At 68.7% G+C, this 19,219-nt stretch carries 18 protein-coding genes; 6 read left to right on the forward strand and 12 right to left on the reverse strand.

Features of this window, described 5'->3' with window-relative positions; genetic code table 11:
- The gene (gene mqo / locus ACXMYJ_RS02730; RefSeq protein ID WP_260751568.1) at nt 1-1,560 is read right to left on the reverse strand and encodes a malate dehydrogenase (quinone); all 1,560 of its coding nucleotides are present in this window, start codon (nt 1,558-1,560) and stop codon (nt 1-3) included.
- 118 nt (nt 1,561-1,678) lie between these two features.
- Between mqo and ACXMYJ_RS02735 the strand changes: the two genes are divergently transcribed.
- Both ACXMYJ_RS02735 and mtr read left to right on the forward strand, forming a co-directional pair.
- Entirely contained in the window at nt 1,679-2,701 is a 1,023-nt protein-coding gene (locus ACXMYJ_RS02735) for an alpha/beta hydrolase (RefSeq protein WP_260751566.1), read from the forward strand.
- Complete coding sequence (gene mtr, locus ACXMYJ_RS02740) at nt 2,694-4,106, forward strand: mycothione reductase (RefSeq protein ID WP_460353822.1); 1,413 nt, start codon at nt 2,694-2,696, stop codon at nt 4,104-4,106. Before ACXMYJ_RS02735 ends, mtr begins: the two co-directional genes overlap by 8 nt.
- Nucleotides 4,107-4,159: 53 nt before the next feature.
- On the opposite strand, the gene ACXMYJ_RS02745 is transcribed toward mtr, so the two are convergent.
- On the reverse strand, nt 4,160-4,762 hold the full coding sequence (locus ACXMYJ_RS02745) for a sigma-70 family RNA polymerase sigma factor (RefSeq protein ID WP_460353825.1): 603 nt from the start codon (nt 4,760-4,762) through the stop codon (nt 4,160-4,162).
- Between the two features lie 257 nt (nt 4,763-5,019).
- Between ACXMYJ_RS02745 and ACXMYJ_RS02750 the strand changes: the two genes are divergently transcribed.
- Nucleotides 5,020-5,724, forward strand: a complete 705-nt coding sequence (locus ACXMYJ_RS02750; protein WP_460354064.1) for a response regulator transcription factor — start codon at nt 5,020-5,022, stop codon at nt 5,722-5,724.
- Complete coding sequence (locus ACXMYJ_RS02755; RefSeq protein WP_460353828.1) at nt 5,721-7,232, forward strand: sensor histidine kinase; 1,512 nt, start codon at nt 5,721-5,723, stop codon at nt 7,230-7,232. Before ACXMYJ_RS02750 ends, ACXMYJ_RS02755 begins: the two co-directional genes overlap by 4 nt.
- Here ACXMYJ_RS02755 and ACXMYJ_RS02760 read toward each other — a convergent pair.
- The 10 genes from ACXMYJ_RS02760 to ACXMYJ_RS02805 all read right to left on the reverse strand — a co-directional run bounded on the left by ACXMYJ_RS02760 (nt 7,224) and on the right by ACXMYJ_RS02805 (nt 15,356).
- Complete coding sequence (locus ACXMYJ_RS02760; protein ID WP_260751561.1) at nt 7,224-7,973, reverse strand: energy-coupling factor ABC transporter ATP-binding protein; 750 nt, start codon at nt 7,971-7,973, stop codon at nt 7,224-7,226. The genes ACXMYJ_RS02755 and ACXMYJ_RS02760 overlap by 9 nt on opposite strands.
- Entirely contained in the window at nt 7,958-8,737 is a 780-nt protein-coding gene (gene cbiQ / locus ACXMYJ_RS02765; protein ID WP_260751560.1) for a cobalt ECF transporter T component CbiQ, read from the reverse strand. The genes ACXMYJ_RS02760 and cbiQ overlap by 16 nt, the downstream gene beginning before the upstream one ends.
- 1 nt (nt 8,738) lies before the next feature.
- Nucleotides 8,739-9,107, reverse strand: a complete 369-nt coding sequence (locus tag ACXMYJ_RS02770; protein ID WP_260751555.1) for a PDGLE domain-containing protein — start codon at nt 9,105-9,107, stop codon at nt 8,739-8,741.
- Nucleotides 9,104-9,790 (reverse strand): energy-coupling factor ABC transporter permease, encoded by a 687-nt coding sequence (locus tag ACXMYJ_RS02775; protein ID WP_396885468.1) that lies wholly within the window; start codon nt 9,788-9,790, stop codon nt 9,104-9,106. Before ACXMYJ_RS02775 ends, ACXMYJ_RS02770 begins: the two co-directional genes overlap by 4 nt.
- A 99-nt stretch (nt 9,791-9,889) precedes the next feature.
- Nucleotides 9,890-10,210 carry an ArsR/SmtB family transcription factor gene (locus tag ACXMYJ_RS02780; protein WP_396884377.1) on the reverse strand — a complete coding sequence of 107 codons (321 nt, stop codon included), beginning with the start codon at nt 10,208-10,210 and terminating at the stop codon, nt 9,890-9,892.
- 87 nt (nt 10,211-10,297) lie between these two features.
- Nucleotides 10,298-10,996 (reverse strand): FadR/GntR family transcriptional regulator, encoded by a 699-nt coding sequence (locus tag ACXMYJ_RS02785; RefSeq protein WP_260758052.1) that lies wholly within the window; start codon nt 10,994-10,996, stop codon nt 10,298-10,300.
- Nucleotides 10,997-11,090: 94 nt separating this feature from the next.
- Entirely contained in the window at nt 11,091-11,864 is a 774-nt protein-coding gene (locus tag ACXMYJ_RS02790) for a 3-oxoacyl-ACP reductase (RefSeq protein ID WP_260751553.1), read from the reverse strand.
- The gene (locus ACXMYJ_RS02795) at nt 11,865-13,232 is read right to left on the reverse strand and encodes an aldehyde dehydrogenase family protein (RefSeq protein ID WP_260751550.1); all 1,368 of its coding nucleotides are present in this window, start codon (nt 13,230-13,232) and stop codon (nt 11,865-11,867) included.
- A complete protein-coding gene (locus tag ACXMYJ_RS02800; RefSeq protein ID WP_396884375.1) occupies nt 13,229-14,041 on the reverse strand; it encodes a gamma-glutamyl-gamma-aminobutyrate hydrolase family protein in 813 nt (270 codons plus the stop codon). The genes ACXMYJ_RS02795 and ACXMYJ_RS02800 overlap by 4 nt, the downstream gene beginning before the upstream one ends.
- Entirely contained in the window at nt 13,992-15,356 is a 1,365-nt protein-coding gene (locus tag ACXMYJ_RS02805) for a glutamine synthetase family protein (protein ID WP_260758051.1), read from the reverse strand. Before ACXMYJ_RS02805 ends, ACXMYJ_RS02800 begins: the two co-directional genes overlap by 50 nt.
- Nucleotides 15,357-15,637: 281 nt before the next feature.
- Here ACXMYJ_RS02805 and ACXMYJ_RS02810 point away from each other — a divergent pair, with 281 nt between their 5' ends.
- Both ACXMYJ_RS02810 and ngg read left to right on the forward strand, forming a co-directional pair.
- Complete coding sequence (locus tag ACXMYJ_RS02810) at nt 15,638-17,443, forward strand: N-acetylglutaminylglutamine amidotransferase (protein ID WP_460353833.1); 1,806 nt, start codon at nt 15,638-15,640, stop codon at nt 17,441-17,443.
- Entirely contained in the window at nt 17,440-19,215 is a 1,776-nt protein-coding gene (gene ngg, locus ACXMYJ_RS02815; protein ID WP_260751544.1) for an N-acetylglutaminylglutamine synthetase, read from the forward strand. The genes ACXMYJ_RS02810 and ngg overlap by 4 nt, the downstream gene beginning before the upstream one ends.
- Nucleotides 19,216-19,219: the final 4 nt, after the last annotated feature.

Below are 19,219 nucleotides of genomic sequence, written 5' to 3' on the forward strand. Positions count from 1 at the left end.
TCAGACGGTCGCCGCGGTGGTCGGGGTGTGTTCGGTGCCCGCCGTCGATCCGTCGCCGGTGATCGCCGGGACACCGCTGGCCGGCTGGTCAAGCTTGAGCACCTTGGTCCCGTGCGCCCATATTTGCTCGAAAAGCGCAGGCTCATCGGATAATTGGACCCCAAGTGACGGAACCATCTCCTTGAGCTTGGGTTCCCAGCCGGCGTAGCGGTCGGCGAAGCACCGCTTCATCACGTCGAACATGGCGGGCACCGCGGTCGACGCGCCCGGCGACGCGCCGAGCAGGCCGGCGATGCTGCCGTCGGCCGCGGCGAGCACCGTGGTGCCGAATTCCAGCACCCCGCCCTTGCCCTTGGCCTTGCGGATCACCTGCACGCGCTGTCCGGCGATGACGAGTTCCCAGTCGGAATCCCTTGCGCTGGGTGCGAAGTCACGCAGGTTCTCGACGCGGGCCGACTCACTGAGCAGCAGCTGACCGATCAGGTACTTCAGCAGCCCCATCTCGGTGAGGCCCACACCCAGCATGGACACCAGGTTGTCGGGTTTGACCGAGAACGGCAGGTCGGTGATCTTGCCCTGCTTGAGGAACTTCGGCGACCACCCGGCGAACGGGCCGAACAGCAGCCACGACTTGTCGTTGATGACACGGGTATCGAGGTGGGGCACCGACATGGGCGGGGCACCCAGCGGTGGAAGACCGTAGACCTTGGCCTGGTGGGCCGCAGTCAGCACCGGGTTGTCGGTGCGCAGGAACTGGCCGCCGACCGGGAAGCCGCCGAACCCCTTGGCTTCCTTGATGCCGGCCTTCTGCAGCAGCGGCAGCGCGCCGCCGCCGGCACCCACGAACACGAACTTGGCGTTGATGGTGCGCTTCTGCCCGGTGCGGCGGTTGACGATCTTGACCGTCCACGAGCCGTCGGAGTCCTGGCTGAGGTTGCGTACCTCGTGGCCGAACAGCGTGGTCATCCCGTTCTGGGCCCCGAAACCGATGAGCTGGCGGGACAGCGCGCCGAAGTCGACGTCGGTGCCGTCCTGCGTCCAGTTCAGGCCGACGGGCTCGGAGAAGTCACGCTTCTCGGCCATCAGCGGCAGCCGGCGCGCGAACTCGGCGGGATCGTCGATGAACTCCATCGTCGCGAACAGCGGGTTGGTGACCAGCGCGTCGTAGCGCTTGCGCAGGTACTGCACATTGTCGGCCCCGCTGACGAAGCTGACGTGCGGGATCGGGTTGAGGAAGCTGCGCACGTCGGGCAGCACGCCGGTCTCGACGGCGTAGGACCAGAACTGCCGAGACACCTGGAACTGCTCGTTGACGTTGACCGCCTTGGCGATGTCGATCGAGCCGTCGGGGCGCGCCGGCGTGTAGTTGAGCTCACACAGGGCGGAGTGGCCGGTGCCGGCGTTGTTCCACGGATCGCTGCTCTCGGCGGCCGCCCCGTCGAGGCGCTCGACCAACGTCATCGACCAGTTCGGCTCGACCAGCCGCAGCAGCGCGCTGAGGGTGGCGCTCATGATGCCCGCTCCGACCAGCAGGACGTCTGTCTTCTGTGGTTCTGACACCTTTTCGATGGTCCTTCGTGGTCGCTGCCCGTTGAACACGGCTTACCGGTGTTCAGGTTATCCCGCCGACCTCCGGCGTAACCCGCCGACCACTGCCCCGACCACTAGGGTGGCGAACGTGTCTGGATGGGTGCCCGACGTGCTGCCCGGATATTGGCAGCGCACCTTCGCGCTGGGCCCCGACCCGGACGGCGAGGGCGCGCTGGAGGCGACGCTGGTGCGCCGGGGTGACCCGGATCCGTCGGCACGGCATGCGGTGTTGATGGTGCATGGTTTCACCGACTACTTCTTCAACACCGAGTTCGCCGACCACCTCGCGGCCCGGGGGTTTCGCTTCTACGCACTCGACCTGCATAAATGCGGACGTTCGCACCGCGAGGGACAGACTCCGCACTTCACCACGGACCTGGCCCGCTACGACGTCGAGCTGCAGCGTTCGCTCGCCGCGATCACCGCCGAGGCCCCGGGCAGAGTGCTGGTGTACGGACACTCGGCGGGCGGCCTGGTGGTGTCGCTGTGGCTGCACCGGCTGCGTGCCCGGCAGCCTGCCGCGCACCGCAGCGTGTCCGGGCTGGTGCTCAACAGCCCGTGGCTGGACCTGCAGGGTCCCGCGATCCTGCGCACGCCGCCCACGACGGCGGCGTTGACGGCCATGCGCCGGCTGCGCAAGCACTCGGTGGTGCGACGTCCGAGCCAGGGCGGCTACGGCGCCACGCTGCACCGCGACTACTTCGGTGAGTTCGACTACAACCTGCAGTGGAAACCCGTCGGCGGTTTCCCGGTGAAGGCCGGCTGGATCCATGCCGTGCGGCGGGCGCAGGCCAAGCTGCACCGCGGCCTCGACGTCGGCGTGCCCAACCTGATCCTGCGCTCGGACCGCAGTGTGCGCGAGGTCGCCGACCCGGAGCGGATCCAGCGCGGCGACGCGGTGCTCGACGTCAGGCAGATCGCCCGCTGGGCAGGGTGCATCGGCAACCGGACGACCATCGTGCCGATCACCGACGCCAAGCACGACGTGTTCCTGTCCCTGCCGGAACCGCGCCGGGCCGCCTACATCGAGCTGGACCGCTGGCTGGACTGGCATCTGACCGGAACCGCTGGTGGTACAACGAATTTCGACGAAAGAAGAGGCCATGGCTGACTTCGACATCGCCATCATCGGGACCGGCTCCGGGAGCTCGATCCTCGACGAGCGTTATGCCGACAAGCGGGTGGCGATCTGCGAGCAGGGCGTGTTCGGTGGCACCTGCCTGAACGTGGGATGTATCCCGACGAAGATGTTCGTCTACGCGGCCGGGGTCGCGCATCAGATCGTCGAGTCGAGCCGTTTCGGCGTGGACGGCCGCCTCGACGGCGTGCGCTGGCCCGACATCGTGTCGCGGGTCTTCGGCCGCATCGACCCGCTGGCCAGCGGCGGTGAACACTACCGGCGCTCGTCGCCCAACGTGGAGGTCTTCGCCGCCCACACCCGGTTCGCCGGGCGCAGGACCGGTGACGGCTACCGGCTGCGCACCGACGACGGTGACGAGTTCACCGCCGATCAGGTGGTGATCGCGGCCGGCGCGCGCGCCACCGTGCCGCCGGCGATCGCCGAGTGCGGGGTCAGGTACCACACCAGCGACACCATCATGCGGATCTCGGAGCTGCCCGAACACCTCGTCATCGTCGGCGGCGGCTTCGTCGCCGCCGAGTTCGCGCACGTGTTCTCCTCGCTGGGATCACGGGTGACGATCGTGCTGCGCGGCACCACGATGCTCTCGCACTGCGATGACACCGTCTGCGAACGGTTCACCGACCTCGCAGGCAAGAAGTGGGAGATCCGCAGCCGGCGAAACATCGTGGCCGGCGAATCCGACAGCTCGGGGGTGCGTCTGCGCCTCGACGACGACTCGACTGTCCACGCCGACGCGCTGCTGGTGGCCACCGGCCGCGTCCCCAACGGCGATCTGCTCGACGCGCACCTCGCCGGCGTCGACGTCGTGGACGGCCGGGTGGTCGTCGACGAGTTCCAGCGCACCACGGCGCGCGACGTGTTCGCGCTCGGGGACGTCAGCTCCCCCTATCAGCTCAAGCACGTCGCCAACCACGAGGCCCGGGTGGTCAAGCACAACCTGCTGCAGAACTGGGACGACACCGACGCCCTGATGCCCGCCAATCACCGCCACGTCCCGTCAGCGGTGTTCACCGAGCCTCAGATCGCCTGCGTGGGGCTCACCGAGAACGAGGCGCGCGCAGCCGGGTATCGCATCCGCTCCAAGGTGCAGGACTACAGCGACGTCGCCTACGGGTGGGCGATGGAGGACTCGACCGGGTTCGCGAAGCTGATCGTCGACGACGAGACCGGGCTGCTGCTCGGCGCGCACATCATGGGGCATCAGGCGTCGTCGATCATTCAGCCGCTGATCCAGGCGATGACGTTCGACCTGCCCGCCCGGGACATGGCCCGCGGCCAGTACTGGATCCACCCGGCCCTGCCCGAGGTGGTCGAGAATGCGCTGCTGGCGCTGTGCGGCGAGCCGCCTTGGCCGCCGTCGAAGAGGCACTGAAGACGCGGCAGAAGAACCCGCCCGGGATCTCCCGATGACACCAGCGGCCGGCCTCAGGCGGCCACGACGTTCCTCAGGTAGCCGCGGTCGACCGCGACATCGACCAACAACTTGCGCAGCGCGCGACGGCCACGGTGCAGTCGCGACATGACCGTGCCGACCGGAACGTCGAGAATGTGCGCAATCTCCCTGTAGCGCAAACCTTCTACGTCGGCGTAGTACACCACCAGACGCTGGTCTTCACGCAATGCGCCGAGGGCATCCCTGACCTCGTCGTCTCCGAGCGCCTCGAGTGCGGCGACCTCGGCTGACGGCAGGCCGGTGGACGAATGGCGCGCCTGTCCGGCGAACTGGGCGTCGGTGATGTCTTCGGACAGAAGCTCTTCCGGCCGGCACCGAGCCCTGCGGTAGGAGGTGATCCACGTGTTGGTCATGATCCGCAGCAGCCAGGCCCGCGTGTTCGTGCCGTCCTCGAAACGGTGGAATGCGCGGTACGCCTTGACCATCGTCTCCTGCACCAGGTCCTCGGCGTCTGCGGGGTTGCCGGTGTGGCGGACCGCGGCGCGGTAGAGCTGATCGAGCAACGGCAGCACGTCGCGCTCGAATCGTTTTCCGACCAGGTCCTCCTGCACGGTGTCTTCGGACTGTCGCGCCATGGGTGAAACCTCCAATTGGATTCTCCGACTGTTGAATCCACTCTATGGACGAAATACGCGGCCAAGCGGTTCACATAGGAACCACAAACATTTGAGATTCGTGTGAATAGGTTCGAGGGCCGCACATGCAGGTGCACATATGAGATCTCTATGAGGGTGGTGACGTACCGCGGCACGGCGGCGACAATGGTCGGGTGACATTTGCGCCGATCGAGGACCAGGGGCCCCGTCGCGCGATCCTGGGCAAGCTGCCTCGGATGTACCGCGCGGACGGGTCACCGATCCGCGTGTTGCTCGTCGACGACGAGCGGGCCTTGACCAATCTGGTCAGGATGGCGCTTCAGTACGAAGGGTGGGAGATCGACGTCGCCCATGATGCCGCCGAGGCCGTCGCCAAATATCAGTCCGACACGTTCGACCTGCTGGTTCTGGACATCATGCTGCCGGACATGGACGGGCTCGGCGTGCTGGCGCGGCTGCGCGAGTCCGGTCCCTATACCCCCGCGCTGTTCCTGACCGCCCGGGACTCCGTCGCCGACCGCGTCACCGGCCTGACCGCCGGCGGCGACGATTACATGACCAAGCCGTTCTCGCTGGAGGAGCTCGTCGCGAGGCTGCGCGGACTGCTGCGCCGCTCGGCCTTTCTCACGCCGGCGGACGACGAGTCGCTGACGGCCGGAGACCTCACGCTCGACGCCGCGAGTCGGGAGGTGACGCGGGCCGGCGAGCCGGTCTCGCTGACCTCCACCGAATTCGAGCTGCTGCGACTGCTGATGCGCCATCAACGGAAGGCGTTGAGCCGCAGCGATATTCTCAGACAGGTCTGGGACTACGACTTCGGCGGACGCACCAGCATCGTCGATCTGTACGTGTCGTATCTGCGTAAGAAGATCGATGCGGGCCGGGAGCCGCTCATCCACACCGTCCGCGGCGTCGGCTACATGCTGCGGCCGGCCCGATGACACGCACCTGGCAGAGGTGGACGCTGTTGCGGCAGCTCGTCGTCGGGGTGTCGGTGGTCGTGATGCTCGCCCTCGTCTCCGTCGGCGCGCTGACAGTGATGACGATGCGGTCCTCGGTGCTGGGCATCATCGACACCCAACTGTCGGGCGCGGCCGACGGCAGCGTGAACTCGGTGGCCAAATATCGCAGCACACCGGGCCCGGACGGGCAGATGCCCGGACCCGCTGAGATGAAACCGCTGACCCATCTGATCGGCCAGGCACCCGGCAACGTCGTCGCGCTGATCCAGAACGGTCAGGTGGTGGACTCGGCCTACTTCGGTGACGGCGATGCGCAGGCGGCCCCCGCCGAGGCCGTCGCGAAGATCGCCGAACTGTCGTGGACCGACCCGCGGGCCCGCACCGTCGAACTGCCCGCGCTGGGCTGGTACCGGATGGTGAGCCGGCCCGGTGACGGAGACGAGGTGCTCGTCACCGGGGTGTCGCGGGCGCCGGCGTGGGACGTGATGGTCCGCGAGACCGTGATCGTCTCGGGGATCACCGCGGTCGCACTGCTGCTCACCGCGCTGAGCACGCTCGCCATCGTCCGATTCGCGCTGCGGCCGTTGCGTCGCGTCGCCGCGACCGCGGCGGAGGTGGCCGGTCTGCCCCTCGACCGCGACAACCACGCGATCACCGCGCGTGTGCCCGCCGGTGACACCGATCCCAGTACCGAGGTGGGGCTCGTCGGCCACACCCTCAACCGGCTCCTCGATCACGTCGAGCACGCGCTGGCCGATGCCGCGGCGTCCGATCGGCGGATGCGCCAGTTCATCACCGACGCCAGCCACGAGCTGCGCACGCCCCTGGCCGCCATTCATGGGTATGCGGAGTTGACCCGTCAGGACAGCTCGGTGCTGCCCGAAACCACCGAATACTCGCTGTCGCGCATCGAGTCGGAAGCCCGGCGAATGCACTCTCTGGTGGCCGATCTGTTGTTGCTCGCCCGCCTCGACGAGGGCCAGGACCTGCAGACAACCGAGGTGGATCTCACCGATCTGGTCGTCGACGCCGTCAACGACGCGACGGTGTACGCGCCGGAGCACCACTGGCTGGCCTCGGTGCCCGCCGATGTCACGCACGTGCTCGGCGATCGCGCCCGGCTGCACCAGATGCTGGCCAACCTGTTGTCCAACGCGCGCGTGCACACCCCGCCGGGCACCACTGTGACCACCACGGTTTGCCACGGCACAGCGGCCGACGGCACCGGGTACGTGGAGGTGACGGTGGCCGACGATGGACCGGGGATCGACCCGCACCTGTTGCCGCATCTGTTCGAGCGGTTCGTGCGCGCCGACAGGTCGCGGTCCCGCCAGACCGGCAGTTTCGGTCTCGGGCTGGCCATCGTCGCGTCGATCGTCGAGTCGCACGGTGGCGCGATCGCCGCCACCTCGGGGTCGGGGAATACGACGTTCCGCATCCAGCTGCCCACCGTGGCGGTCAGGGCCGAGCAGCCGGCGTCAATGTGAGCCGACCGTGAAACCCCAGGGCAGTTCGAGGCGGTGTGCGGCAAGCAGTTCAGTGTCGGAGAGCACGTCTTCGACGGGCCCGTCGGCGACGATCACGCCGTGGTCCATCACGATCGCCCGTCGGCACAACTGAGCCGCATAGGGCAGATCGTGGGTGACGATGAGCATGGTCGCGTCCAGCCCGGACAACGTCTCGGCCAGCTCTCGGCGTGCGACGGGGTCGAGGTTGGCCGACGGTTCGTCGAGCACGAGCACCTCGGGTGCGCATGCCAGCACGGTCGCCAGCGCGGCGCGGCGCCGCTGCCCACCGGACATGTGGGCGGGGCTGCGTTCGGCGAGCTCGCTCATCGACACCGCGGCCAGCGCGTGGGCGACGCGCGCGTCCAACTCGGCTCCGCGCAGACCGAAGTTCGCCGGGCCGAAGGCCACGTCCTGGGCCAGGGTCGGCATGAACAACTGGTCGTCAGGATCCTGGAAGACAAGGCCAACCTTGCGCCGTATCTCGCGAAGGGTACTGCGGGACAACCGGATTCCGCCGATCTCGATGGTTCCTTCGAGCGCGGACAGCACACCGTTGAGGTGCAGCATCAGCGTGGTCTTGCCCGCCCCGTTGGGTCCGAGCAGAGCCACCCGCTCGCCGGGGGCGATGTCCAAGTCGATGCCCCCGAGCGCGACGTGCCCGTCGGGATAGGCGTAGCGCAGACCGCGCACCCGCACCGCCGGCGTCATATCGTCAGCCATGCGCTCGTGGCCACCACCGCGGCGGCCGCCGCGGGCAGCAGCGCCGCCGCCCACTGCCGCGGTGTCGCTGCGGCGGCGCATCCGGCGCCGACCGCGAGCGCGGGGACTCGGCCATCGAACCCGCGGGACAGCATCGCCAGGTATACCCGTTCCCCTCGCTCGTAGGACCGCAGGAACAGCGACCCGACGCCGGCAGCGGTCGCGCCGATCTGGTGCAGCATCCGCGGTGAGTCCCCGCGCGAGATGCGCGCCATCCGCATCCGGCGGACCTCGGCGGAGAGCACGTCCACGTAGCGGATCATCAGGGTCAGCACCGACACGATGACCGGCGGCACCCGAAGTCTGCTCAGCGCGACCGGCAACTCGCGGGCCGTGGTGGTGGCGGCGACGGTCAGCGACGCGGCCACGCCCAGAGTGCCCTTGATCACGATGCCCCACGCCGCATACAGACCGGCGACCGAGAGCTGCATGCCCGCGACGGTGATCCGCTCACCGCCCTCGGCGAACGGCAGCAGCACGGCGAGCACGATGAACGGCGCCTCGATCAGCATGCGCGGCGCGATCCAGGCCACCGGGATCCGCGCCACCCGCCACACGGCGAGCAGGATCAGCGCGTAGATCGCGAAGGGCCAGAACAGCTCTCGCGGGGTCGCCACGACTGCCAGGACGAAGACCACCAGGCCGACGATCTTCACCTCGGCCGGCGCGCGGTGGACCGGGGAGTCACCGTCGCGGTAGAGCGGATGCGAGTGACCGCCGCCCACGTCAATCCCCTACTGTGGGTTCGGGTTTGGACCGGGAACGCGCGATCAACCAGAACCCGGCGCCGGCGACCGCCACCGTGACGACAACGCCGATGATCCCGGCCAGCCCTCCGGTCCCGTCCCGGCCACCGATCGAGTAGTCCGCCAGTGGTGATTCACCGAGCGGGTGGTCCTCGGCATGCTGGGCGATGCACTCGCCGCGCAGTTGCTCACCGTCGGCGGTCTCGACGACCTCGCAGCCGCGCAGCGTCGCCGAATCAAGGCCGTCGGGGCTGGAACTGGCGAAGTACGAGACGCCACCGGCGATCAGCAGCGTGGCGAGCACGAACCCGATCCAGAACCACCGGCGGCGCGGTGTCGTCACGGTCATGCCGGAACCGCCGTCCGCGAGCGGTCGGTGCGCAGCAGGTACACCAGGTCCGGACGCGCCCTGACCACCGCCACCACCGTCAGCGCGGTGATGGCGCCCTCGCCGATCCCGATCAGGACGTGGGTGCCGAACATGTACGCCGCGACGGTGCCCAGTGATGTGGTCGCCGCCCCGCCGAGTGCGTACTCAAGCACGAATCCCATGGCCGCGCAGACCGTTCCTACCAGCCCCGAGACGAACGCGATGACCCCGACGCCCGCAACGGCGACGTTGTCGCGGCCGCGACGGATGAGCCGGTAGAGCAGCAGCGCCGTGCCGTAGCCGGCAGCCACCCCGAACACCGACATGTTCGTGATGTTCGTGCCGAGCGCGGTCACGCCGCCGTCGGCGAACAACAGCGCCTGCACGACAAGCACGATCGCCACGCACAGCGCTCCGGTGAACGGGCCCACCAGGATGGCCGCGAGCGCGCCGCCGAGGAGGTGGCCGCTGACCCCGGGCAGGATCGGGAAGTTCACCATCTGCACGGCGAAGATGAACGCGGCCACCAGTCCGGCCAGCGGCACCGTGCGCTCGTCGAGTTCCTCGCGGGCCCGCCACGCGCAGACCGCGAGCGCGGCGATCGCGACCATCATGAAGAACACGGAGACAGGCGCGCCGACGATGCCGTCGCTCATGTGCATCGCGACGAGTTGGGTGTTCACACCGCGAGCCTATTCCTGCATCTGAACATCTGTCTACCTGAACAGATGACTAGGGCGGGACCTGCCCGTCCGGACGGTTCAGCCGTGCCTGGCGCCGATCCAGTGCAGAAGATCGTGCACCGTCTCGTCCTCCAGGCGGTAGGTCACCGACCGGCCGGCGCGGGTGCTGTTGACCCAGCCCTGCTGGCGCAGCACCCGCAGGGCCTGCGACACGGCGTTCTCCGAACGTCCCAGCGCGGCGGCCAGATCGCTGACGCAGATGCCGGGCGCGCGGTGCAGGCACAGCAGGATCTCCAACCGGTGCGGGTCCGAAACCAGATCGAACCGCTGCGCCCAACCGGGAGTGTCCACTTCGGCCAGCGCCGACGACGCCCGCTCGACGAGTTGCTGATCCTCCACACGTGCAATCTAGCCCCCGCTCAGGACGCACTGACTGCCCGCTTCGGCGGCGTGTCGACGGGCCGTACGCGCCCCGGCGCCCCGATCTCAGTCCAGAAACCCGTGCAGCAGCGCCGCCGAACCCCACACGTGCGCGGCCATCGTCTCGGCCGCGGCGTCCGCGTCCCCGGCCAGGATCGCCATCACGATCGCCTCGTGCTGTTCATCGGAGTGCGCGATGTTGCGTGTCAGCAGCGGGATGCAATCCAGCAGTTCGTTCAGCCGCATCCGGTTCTGCGCCACCAACGGCACCAGTGACGGCACCCCGGCCGCCTCGGCGATCGCCAGGTGCAGCCGCGAGTCCAGCCGGCGGTAGTCCTCGGGGGCGCAACCGCGGACATCGAGCAACCGGCTCCACAGCGCCTCGCGTTCGGTCGCGGTCAAGGTACGCGCGGCCGCCATCCGCGCCGCGCCCGTTTCGAGGATCTCGCGCAGCCGCACCGCATCGTCGATGTCGGCCCGGCTAAACGCCACCTTCCCGGTCCTCGGCGCCGGAAGCGCATCGGCGAGAAACGTGCCGCCGTACCGTCCGCGACGCGACACCAGGTAGCCGGCGTCGGCCAACGACTTGATCGCCTCGCGGACGGTGTCCCGGCTGACGCCCATCTGCGCGGCGAGTCCCCGCTCCGGCGGCAGTGATTCGCCTGGCTGCAGCACACCGAGCCGGATCGTCTGCAGCAGCCGCTGGACGGTGTCCTCGAACGCGTTGAGCGGGCGCACCGGACGCAGGAGCGCATCTGTGGCCATCTCCTCGCGCAAGCGCTCGTCGGTAGCTGTCTGCTCCTCGCGCAAGCGCTCGTCGGGACCCTCCCGAGCATCCGGTTCCGCCATCGGGCACCTGCTACAGCGGCGTCACGTAGTGACCGCTGATGCCGCCGTCGACGAGGAAGGACGACGCGGTGATGAACGACGCGTCGTCGCTGGCCAGGAAAGCCACCGCGGCGGCGAGTTCCTCGGGCTCGGCGAATCGGCCGACCGGCACGTGCACCAGCCGGCGCGCCGCGCGTTCGGGATCCTTGGCGAACAGCTCCTGCAGCAGCGGGGTGTTGACCGGTCCGGGGCACAGCGCGTTCACGCGGATGCCCTGGCGCGCGTACTGCACGCCGAGTTCACGCGAGATCGCCAGCACACCACCCTTGGACGCGGTGTAGGAGATCTGCGACGTCGCCGAACCCATCACCGCCACGAAGGACGCGGTGTTGATGATCGAGCCCTTCTGCTGCGGCACCATGTGGCGCAGTGCGGCTTTGCAGCACAGGAAGACCGATTTGAGGTTGATGTCCTGGACCCGCTGCCAGGCGTCGAGACCGGTGTTCTCGATGAGGTCGTCCTCCGGTGGCGAGATGCCGGCGTTGTTGAACGCGATGTCGACCGAACCGTGCACCTCGGCCGCGGTGTCGAACAGCGCGTCCACCGCCACCTGATCCGACACGTCGACCTGGACGAACGTCCCATTCAGATCATCGGCCACGCTCTTGCCCGCGGTCGGGTCGATGTCGCCGATGACGATCGTGGCCCCTTCGGCGCGCAACCGGCGCGCGCTCGCCAGCCCGATACCGCTGGCGCCGCCGGTGATCACGGCGACCTTGCCGGCGAGTCGTTGGGTCAGATCCATCTAGTTGGCCTCCTGAACTGCGAAGAAAACATTCTTGGTTTCGGTGAACGACAACGGCGCGTCCGGCCCGAGCTCGCGCCCGAGACCGGACTGCTTGAACCCGCCGAACGGCGTGTTGTAGCGCACCGAGGAATGCGAATTGACCGACAGGTTGCCGGCTTCCACCGCCCGCGACACCCGCATCGCGCGGGACAGGTTCTCGGTCCAGATCGAGCCGGACAGACCGTACACGGTGTCGTTGGCCAGTGCGATCGCGTCGGCCTCGTCGTCGAACGGCAGCACGGTGACCACGGGCCCGAAGATCTCCTCGGTGACCGTGCGGTCGTCGCGCTGCGGCGTCAGCACCGTCGGCGGGAACCAGAACCCCGGCCCCGACGGCGCGTCGCCGCGGAACGCCACCGGCGCCCCGTCCGGGACGTAAGCCGCCACCGAGTTCCAGTGCGCCTTGGACACCAACGGGCCCATCTCGGTGGCGTCGGAGGCCGGGTCGCCGACGGCCACACCCTTGACGGCGGGCTCGAACAACTCCATGAACCGGTCGAATACGTTGCGCTGCACCAGGATACGGCTGCGTGCGCAGCAGTCCTGCCCGGAGTTGTCGAACACCCCGTAGGGCGCCGTCGCCGCGGCACGCTCCAGGTCGCAGTCGTCGAAGACGATGTTGGCGCTCTTGCCGCCCAGTTCCAGGGTGACGCGTTTCACCTGCGTCGCCGCCCCGGCCATCACCCGCATGCCGACCTCGGTGGAGCCGGTGAACACGATCTTGCGGACATCGGGATGGCTGACGAACCGCTCCCCGACCACCGAGCCGCGCCCGGGCAACACCTGGAACAGATCGGCGGGCAACCCGGCCTCGGCGGCGAGTTCACCGAGGCGCATCGTGGTCAGCGGTGTCCACTCGGCGGGTTTGACCAGCACCGCGTTGCCTGCCGCCAGCGCCGGCGCGAACCCCCATGCCGCGATCGTCATGGGGAAGTTCCACGGCGTGATCACGCCGACCACGCCGAGCGGCTCGTTGAACGTCACGTCCAGCCCGCCGGCGACCGGAATCTGCTTGCCCGACAACCGTTCCGGCGCCGCGGCGTAGTACTGCAGCACGTCGCGGACGTGCCCGGCCTCCCACCGGGCGTTGCCGATCGGGTGACCGGAGTTCGCCACCTCGAGCTGGGCGAGCTCTTCGACGTGGGCGTCGACGATCGTGGCGAAGGCGCGTAGCGCGGCGGCCCGCTCGGCCGGCGCCTGCGCGGCCCAGCGGCGCTGGGCCGCCTTCGCCCGCGCCACCGCGTCGTCGACACCGGCCTCGTCGGTGTGCTCGACGCTGCGCAGCACCTCCTCGGTCGCCGGATTGATCACATCGCTGACGGTCATCGACTCACTTTCTGTCTCGTCTGCGCGGCATAACCGGCCGCGGCGCTCACCAGACCCGCGAACAGCCGCAGGTCGTCCAGTCGTTCCTCCGGGTGCCACTGCACCGCCACCACCCAGTGATCGGGGTAGCGCGCCGGGTCGGTCTCGACGGCCTCGATCACCCCGTCGGTGGTATCCGACGCACCGACGATCAGCCCGTCACCGAGCCGGTCGATGGCCTGGTGGTGGTAACACTGCGCCTGGGTGTCCGGCCCGACCAGGGCCGCCACCCGGGTGCCCGGCACGGTGGCGATCGACGACGTGCTGAACACCGCATTGCCCTGCTGGTGGCGGGTGTGTCCGACAACGTCGGGCAGGTGCTGGTGCAGCGTCCCGCCGAGCGCGACGTTGAGCACCTGCGCGCCCCGGCAGATGCCCAGTACCGGCACCCCGCGGCGCAGCGCGGCCCGCAGCAGCGCGAACTCGAACGCGTCGCGGGCAAGCCCGTCCGGAACGGCTTCGTCGGTGTTCGGATGCCGCCCAGCCCCATAGCTTGCCGGGTCCACATCGCGCCCGCCGGTGATGACCAGCCCGTCGAGTCCGTCGATCACACGCTCGGCGACGGCGTCGTCGGCCGGTTGCGGCGGCAGCAGCACCGAGATACCGCCCGCCATGCCGACGCCCTCGAAGTAGATGGCGGGCAGGAAACTGGCCCGCACATCCCACACTCCGGTCTGGGCTTGTTGCAGATACGTCGTCAGGCCGATCACCGGGCGCGCATCAGAGTCGCTCAAAGCCACGTTTCCTTTCCCAGTCCGTGACGGCGGCATTGAAAGCCTTGAGTTCAATCGCCGCATTGTTGAGGTAGTGGTCGACGACGTCGTCGCCGAACGCCTCCCGTGCGACCTTCGACTTGTCGAGCAGGTCGGCGGCCTCGGCCAGCGTGGTCGGCAGCCGGTCGGCGCCGCTGGTGTAGGCGTTGCCCTCCAACGGGTCGCCGAGCTCGAGCTCGTTGTCGATCCCGTACAGGCCGCCGGCGATCAACGCCGACACGGCCAGGTACTGGTTGACGTCACCGCCGGGGGCGCGATTCTCGACCCGCATCGCGTGGCCACGGCCGACCACGCGCATCGCGCAGGTGCGGTTGTCCAGTCCCCAGGCGACGGCGGTCGGAGCAAAACTGCCTTCCACGTATCGCTTGTAGGAATTGATGTTGGGCGCGTAGAACAACGTCATCTCGCGCATCGTGGCCAATTGCCCGGCGATGAAGCTGCGGAACATCTTCGACATTCCCAAGGGGTCCGAGTCGTCGGCCAACACCGCGCTGCCGTCATCCCCCCGCAACGAGATGTGGATGTGACAGCTGTTGCCCTCGCTCTCGTCGAACTTCGCCATGAAGGTCAGGCTTTGGCCGTGCTGGTCGGCGATCTCCTTGGCCCCGTTGCGGTAGATCGTGTGGTTGTCGCACGTCACACGGGCGTGGTCGTACCGGAATGCGATCTCCTGCTGGCCGAGGTTGCACTCGCCCTTGACGCCTTCGCAGTACATGCCCGCGCCGTCCATGCCGAGTCGGATGTCGCGCAGCAACGGCTCCATCCGGGTCGACGCGTGGATTGCGTAGTCGACGTTGTAGTCCGTCGCGGGCGTCAACCCGCGGTAGTCGGCCTTCCAGGCGTCGCGGTAGGTGTCGTCGAAGACCATGAACTCCAACTCGGTGCCGACGTAGGGCACCAGACCGCGCCCGGCGAGGCGATCGATCTGCTTGTTGAGGATGCTGCGGGGCGCCTGCGTGACGGGTGTGTGGTCGGTCCACGACAGGTCGGCCATGACCAGCGCGGTGCCCGGCAGCCAGGGCACCACCCGCAGCGTGTCGAAGTCCGGGGTCATCACCATGTCGCCGTAGCCGGTCGCCCAGCTGGAGATGGCGTAGCCGTCCACGGTGTTCATGTCGACGTCCACGGCCAGCAGGTAGTTACAGCATTCGGCGCCGTGGTCGGCGACGTCCTCGACGAACAGCCGTGCGGACACCCGCTTGCCCGTGAGCCGGCCCTGCATGTCGCAGAACCCGACGATGACGGTGTCAATCACTCCGTCCACCACCAGCTGCTCCAGCGCCGCCTTGGTCAACATGCCGCGTTTATTCATCACCAGCCCGACCTTCCTCGAGGTTTCGTCTGCCGACCGACCATTGCGGGGGCATCGGTGGCGGAATGCCCACTTTGCACGAACACATTTCCATGTCCAAAGGTAGGACACCAGACCAATAGCCGATCTGCTTGTGACGAGCGTCTCGATCTTGATCGCCGTGCCGGGGGTTAGGCGCGTTGACGCCGGGGTAATTACGACCGCACTGCCGGGCGTTGGCGCACGGCTGCGCCATTGGTCAGGTAGAGCCCGTCAAGCCGTCACAGAGTAGGGTCGAAAAGGTGTGTGGAGCCACCGGCGAGGTGCGCCTCGACGGAACAACCCCGAATATCAGCGCCGTCGCGGCGATGGCCGAGGTCATGGTCCCGCGCGGACCGGACGCCGCGGGGGCGTGGTCGCAGGGCCGCGTCGCCCTCGGACACCGGCGGCTGAAGATCATCGACCTGTCCGAGGCGGGCGCACAGCCCATGGTCGACTCCGAGCTGGGCCTGACCGTGGCCTGGAACGGCTGCATCTACAACTACGAGCAGCTGCGCGACGAACTGTCCGGCCACGGCTACCGCTTCTTCTCCCACAGCGACACCGAGGTGCTGCTGAAGGGCTACCACCACTGGGGCGACCGCTTCGTCGACCACCTCAAGGGGATGTTCGCGTTCGCGATCGTCGAACGCGACAGCGGGCGGGTGCTGCTGGGCCGTGACCGGCTCGGCATCAAGCCGCTCTACCTGAGCCGCACCAACGACCGGGTCCGGTTCGCTTCCTCGCTGCCCGCGCTGCTCGCCGGCGGTGACATCGACACCCGGATCGACCCGGTGGCGCTGCACCACTACATGACCTTCCACTCGGTGGTGCCCGCGCCCCGCACCATCCTGCGCGGCGTCGAAAAGCTGCCGCCGGCCACGCTGATGGCGATCGAGCCGGACGGCCAGGTCGCCACCACCACGTACTGGGAGCCCGACTTCACCCCCCGAGACGACCGCGCCGACTGGTCCGAGAAGGACTGGGAGGACGCCGTGCTGGAGTCGCTGCGGGTGGCGGTCAAGCGCCGCCTGGTCGCCGATGTCCCGGTGGGCTGCCTGCTCTCCGGGGGAGTCGACTCCAGCCTGATCGTCGGGTTGCTCGCCGAGGCGGGTCAGCACGGGCTGGCGACGTTCTCGATCGGCTTCGAATCGGTGGGCGGCGTGGCGGGCGACGAGTTCAAGTACTCCGACATCGTCGCCGAGCGCTTCGGCACCGACCATCATGAGATCCGCATCGGCACCGACCGGATGTTGCCCGCGCTCGGCGGGGCGATCGCCGCGATGAGCGAGCCGATGGTCAGCCACGACTGCGTGGCGTTCTACCTGCTCAGCCAGGAGGTCGCCAAGCACGTCAAGGTGGTGCAGTCTGGGCAGGGCGCCGACGAGGTGTTCGCCGGCTACCACTGGTACCCGCCGATGGGGGAGCCCGACGCGGCGTCGCTGGAGGGGTCGGTGGCCGGCTACCGGGCCGCGTTCTTCGACCGCGACCAGGCCGGGTACCGCGACATCGTCTCCCCCGCCTACCTGACCGCCGACGACCCGAGCGAGCTGTTCGTCACCGAGCATTTCGCCCGGCCGGGCGCACAGACCGGCGTCGACAGGGCGTTGCGACTGGACACCACCGTGATGCTCGTCGACGACCCGGTCAAGCGGGTCGACAACATGACGATGGCCTGGGGTCTGGAGGGCCGGGTGCCGTTCCTCGACCACGAGCTCGTCGAGCTCGCCGCCACCTGCCCGCCGCAGTACAAGACCGCCCACGGAGGCAAGGGTGTGCTCAAACAGGCTGCCCGACAGGTGATCCCGTCGGAGGTGATCGACCGCCCGAAGGGGTACTTCCCGGTGCCGGCGCTGACCCATCTCGAAGGCCCGTACCTGGACATGGTGCGTGACGCGCTGTACGAGCCGGCCGCCAAGGAGCGCGGGCTGTTCCGGCCCGAGGCGGTGGAGCGGCTGCTCGCCGACCCCAACGGCCGTCTCACACCGCTGCGCGGCAACGAGCTGTGGCAGATCGCGCTGCTGGAACTGTGGCTGCAGCGCCACGGCATCAACGGGCCGGCCGCATGACCGCAGACCCCACCGCCGACAACCCGGAAGCCATCACCCTGGCGCTGCACGAGGCCGCCACGCCCGACGTGCTCGACACCATGGCCGACGATGTGGTCCTCGAACTCGGTTGGGGCCGGCTGATTTTCGGCCAGACATTCGCCGATCCGGAGCATCTGGCCGACGTCCTGCGGCAGGAGGGACAGGGCCGGCGCGACATCTGCATCTACGCCCGCGAGCCGCACGTGCTGGTGTCCCGGGCCCCCGCCGAGCTGTTCATCGATCCGAGCCACACCTACCGGCTGAGGTTCGCCGACACCGCGATCGACACCAAATCACCGACCGGTTTCCGGGTCCGCGGACTGGAGAGCCGCGACGACGCCGACGAGATGAACCGGGTCTACGTGCGCTGCGGCATGGTGCCGGCACCGACCGACGTCATCTGGGACAACCAGCACGAGCAGCCCGCCGTCGACTATCTGGTGGCGGTCAGCGACGAGGACGGCTCGGTGCTGGGCACCGTCACCGGTGTCGACCACCGCGCGCTGTTCTCCGACCCGGAGAACGGGTCGAGCCTGTGGACCCTGGCCGTCGATCCCGCCGCCGCCCTGCCCGGTGTCGGGGCCGCACTGACGCGCGGCCTGGCCGAGCTCTACCGCGAGCGCGGCCGCGCCTACATGGACCTGTCGGTCACCCATGACAACGACGCCGCGATCGCGCTCTACGAGAAGCTCGGGTTCCACCGGGTTCCGGTGATGGCGGTGAAACGAAAGAACGCGATCAACGAGCCGCTGTTCACCCATCCGCCCGAGACCGTGGAGGATCTCAACCCGTACGCCCGGATCCTCGCCGACGAGGCGCTGCGCCGCGGAATCTGGGTGGAGGTGCTCGACGCCGAGGCGGGCGAGATGCGGCTGTCCCACGGCGGTCGCAGCGTGGTGACCCGGGAGTCGTTGTCCGAGTACACCTCTGCGGTCGCCATGGCGCGCTGCGACGACAAGCGCCTGACCCGCCGCATCGTGTCGGAGGCAGGCATCGCGGTGCCGAAGGGGCGGCTGGCCACCTTCGACAAGGCCGACCACGACTTCCTGGCCCAGGTCGGCGACGTCGTGGTCAAACCCACCCGCGGCGAGCAGGGCAAGGGCATCACGGTCGGGGTCGACGGACCGGACGAGCTCGACGCCGCGTTGGCCCGGGCCCGCGAACAACACCCGGAGGTGCTGATCGAGCAGCGGGCCGAGGGCGACGACCTGCGCCTGGTCGTGATCGACGGCAAGGTGGTGGCCGCCGCGTTGCGCATGCCTGCCGAGATCACCGGCACCGGCCAGCACACCATCGGCGAGCTGATCGAGACGCAGAGCCGGCGCCGCGCGGCCGCCACCGGCGGCGAGTCACGCATCCCGATGGACGCGGTGACCGAGAACACGGTCCGGGAGGCCGGTTACTCCTTCGACGATGTACTGCCCGAAGGCGAGCGGCTGCGGGTCCGCAGAACCGCGAACCTGCATCAGGGTGGCACCATCCACGACGTCACCGCGATCGTCCATCCCGAGCTGTGCCGGGTGGGTGTCGCGGCCGCCGAGGCGATCGGCATCCCGGTGACGGGCATCGATCTTCTCGTGCCCGACGTCACCAAGCCGGAGTACGTGTTCATCGAGGCCAACGAGCGGCCCGGGCTGGCCAACCATGAGCCGCAGCCCACCGCGGCGGCCTTCATCGACTTCCTGTTCCCCGGCCAGCCCGGTCTGCCGCAGGCATGGACCCCGGACGAGGTCCCGGGCGCGCGCGCGTGACCGG

The sequence above is a fragment of the Mycobacterium sp. ZZG genome, from assembly GCF_054786995.1.

Excerpts from the sequence above, each read along its gene's own strand:
- mtr (WP_460353822.1), top strand. The coding sequence starts at position 2,694 with ATGGCTGACTTCGACATCGCCATCATCGGGACCGGCTCCGGGAGCTCG.
- ACXMYJ_RS02745 (WP_460353825.1), bottom strand. The coding sequence starts at position 4,762 with ATGGCGCGACAGTCCGAAGACACCGTGCAGGAGGACCTGGTCGGAAAA.
- ACXMYJ_RS02750 (WP_460354064.1), top strand. The coding sequence starts at position 5,020 with ATGTACCGCGCGGACGGGTCACCGATCCGCGTGTTGCTCGTCGACGAC.
- ACXMYJ_RS02755 (WP_460353828.1), top strand. The coding sequence starts at position 5,721 with ATGACACGCACCTGGCAGAGGTGGACGCTGTTGCGGCAGCTCGTCGTC.
- ACXMYJ_RS02760 (WP_260751561.1), bottom strand. The coding sequence starts at position 7,973 with ATGGCTGACGATATGACGCCGGCGGTGCGGGTGCGCGGTCTGCGCTAC.
- ACXMYJ_RS02770 (WP_260751555.1), bottom strand. The coding sequence starts at position 9,107 with ATGACCGTGACGACACCGCGCCGCCGGTGGTTCTGGATCGGGTTCGTG.
- ACXMYJ_RS02775 (WP_396885468.1), bottom strand. The coding sequence starts at position 9,790 with ATGCACATGAGCGACGGCATCGTCGGCGCGCCTGTCTCCGTGTTCTTC.
- ACXMYJ_RS02785 (WP_260758052.1), bottom strand. The coding sequence starts at position 10,996 with ATGGCCACAGATGCGCTCCTGCGTCCGGTGCGCCCGCTCAACGCGTTC.
- ACXMYJ_RS02790 (WP_260751553.1), bottom strand. The coding sequence starts at position 11,864 with ATGGATCTGACCCAACGACTCGCCGGCAAGGTCGCCGTGATCACCGGC.
- ACXMYJ_RS02795 (WP_260751550.1), bottom strand. The coding sequence starts at position 13,232 with ATGACCGTCAGCGATGTGATCAATCCGGCGACCGAGGAGGTGCTGCGC.
- ACXMYJ_RS02800 (WP_396884375.1), bottom strand. The coding sequence starts at position 14,041 with ATGCCGCCGTCACGGACTGGGAAAGGAAACGTGGCTTTGAGCGACTCT.
- ACXMYJ_RS02805 (WP_260758051.1), bottom strand. The coding sequence starts at position 15,356 with ATGAATAAACGCGGCATGTTGACCAAGGCGGCGCTGGAGCAGCTGGTG.
- ngg (WP_260751544.1), top strand. The coding sequence starts at position 17,440 with ATGACCGCAGACCCCACCGCCGACAACCCGGAAGCCATCACCCTGGCG.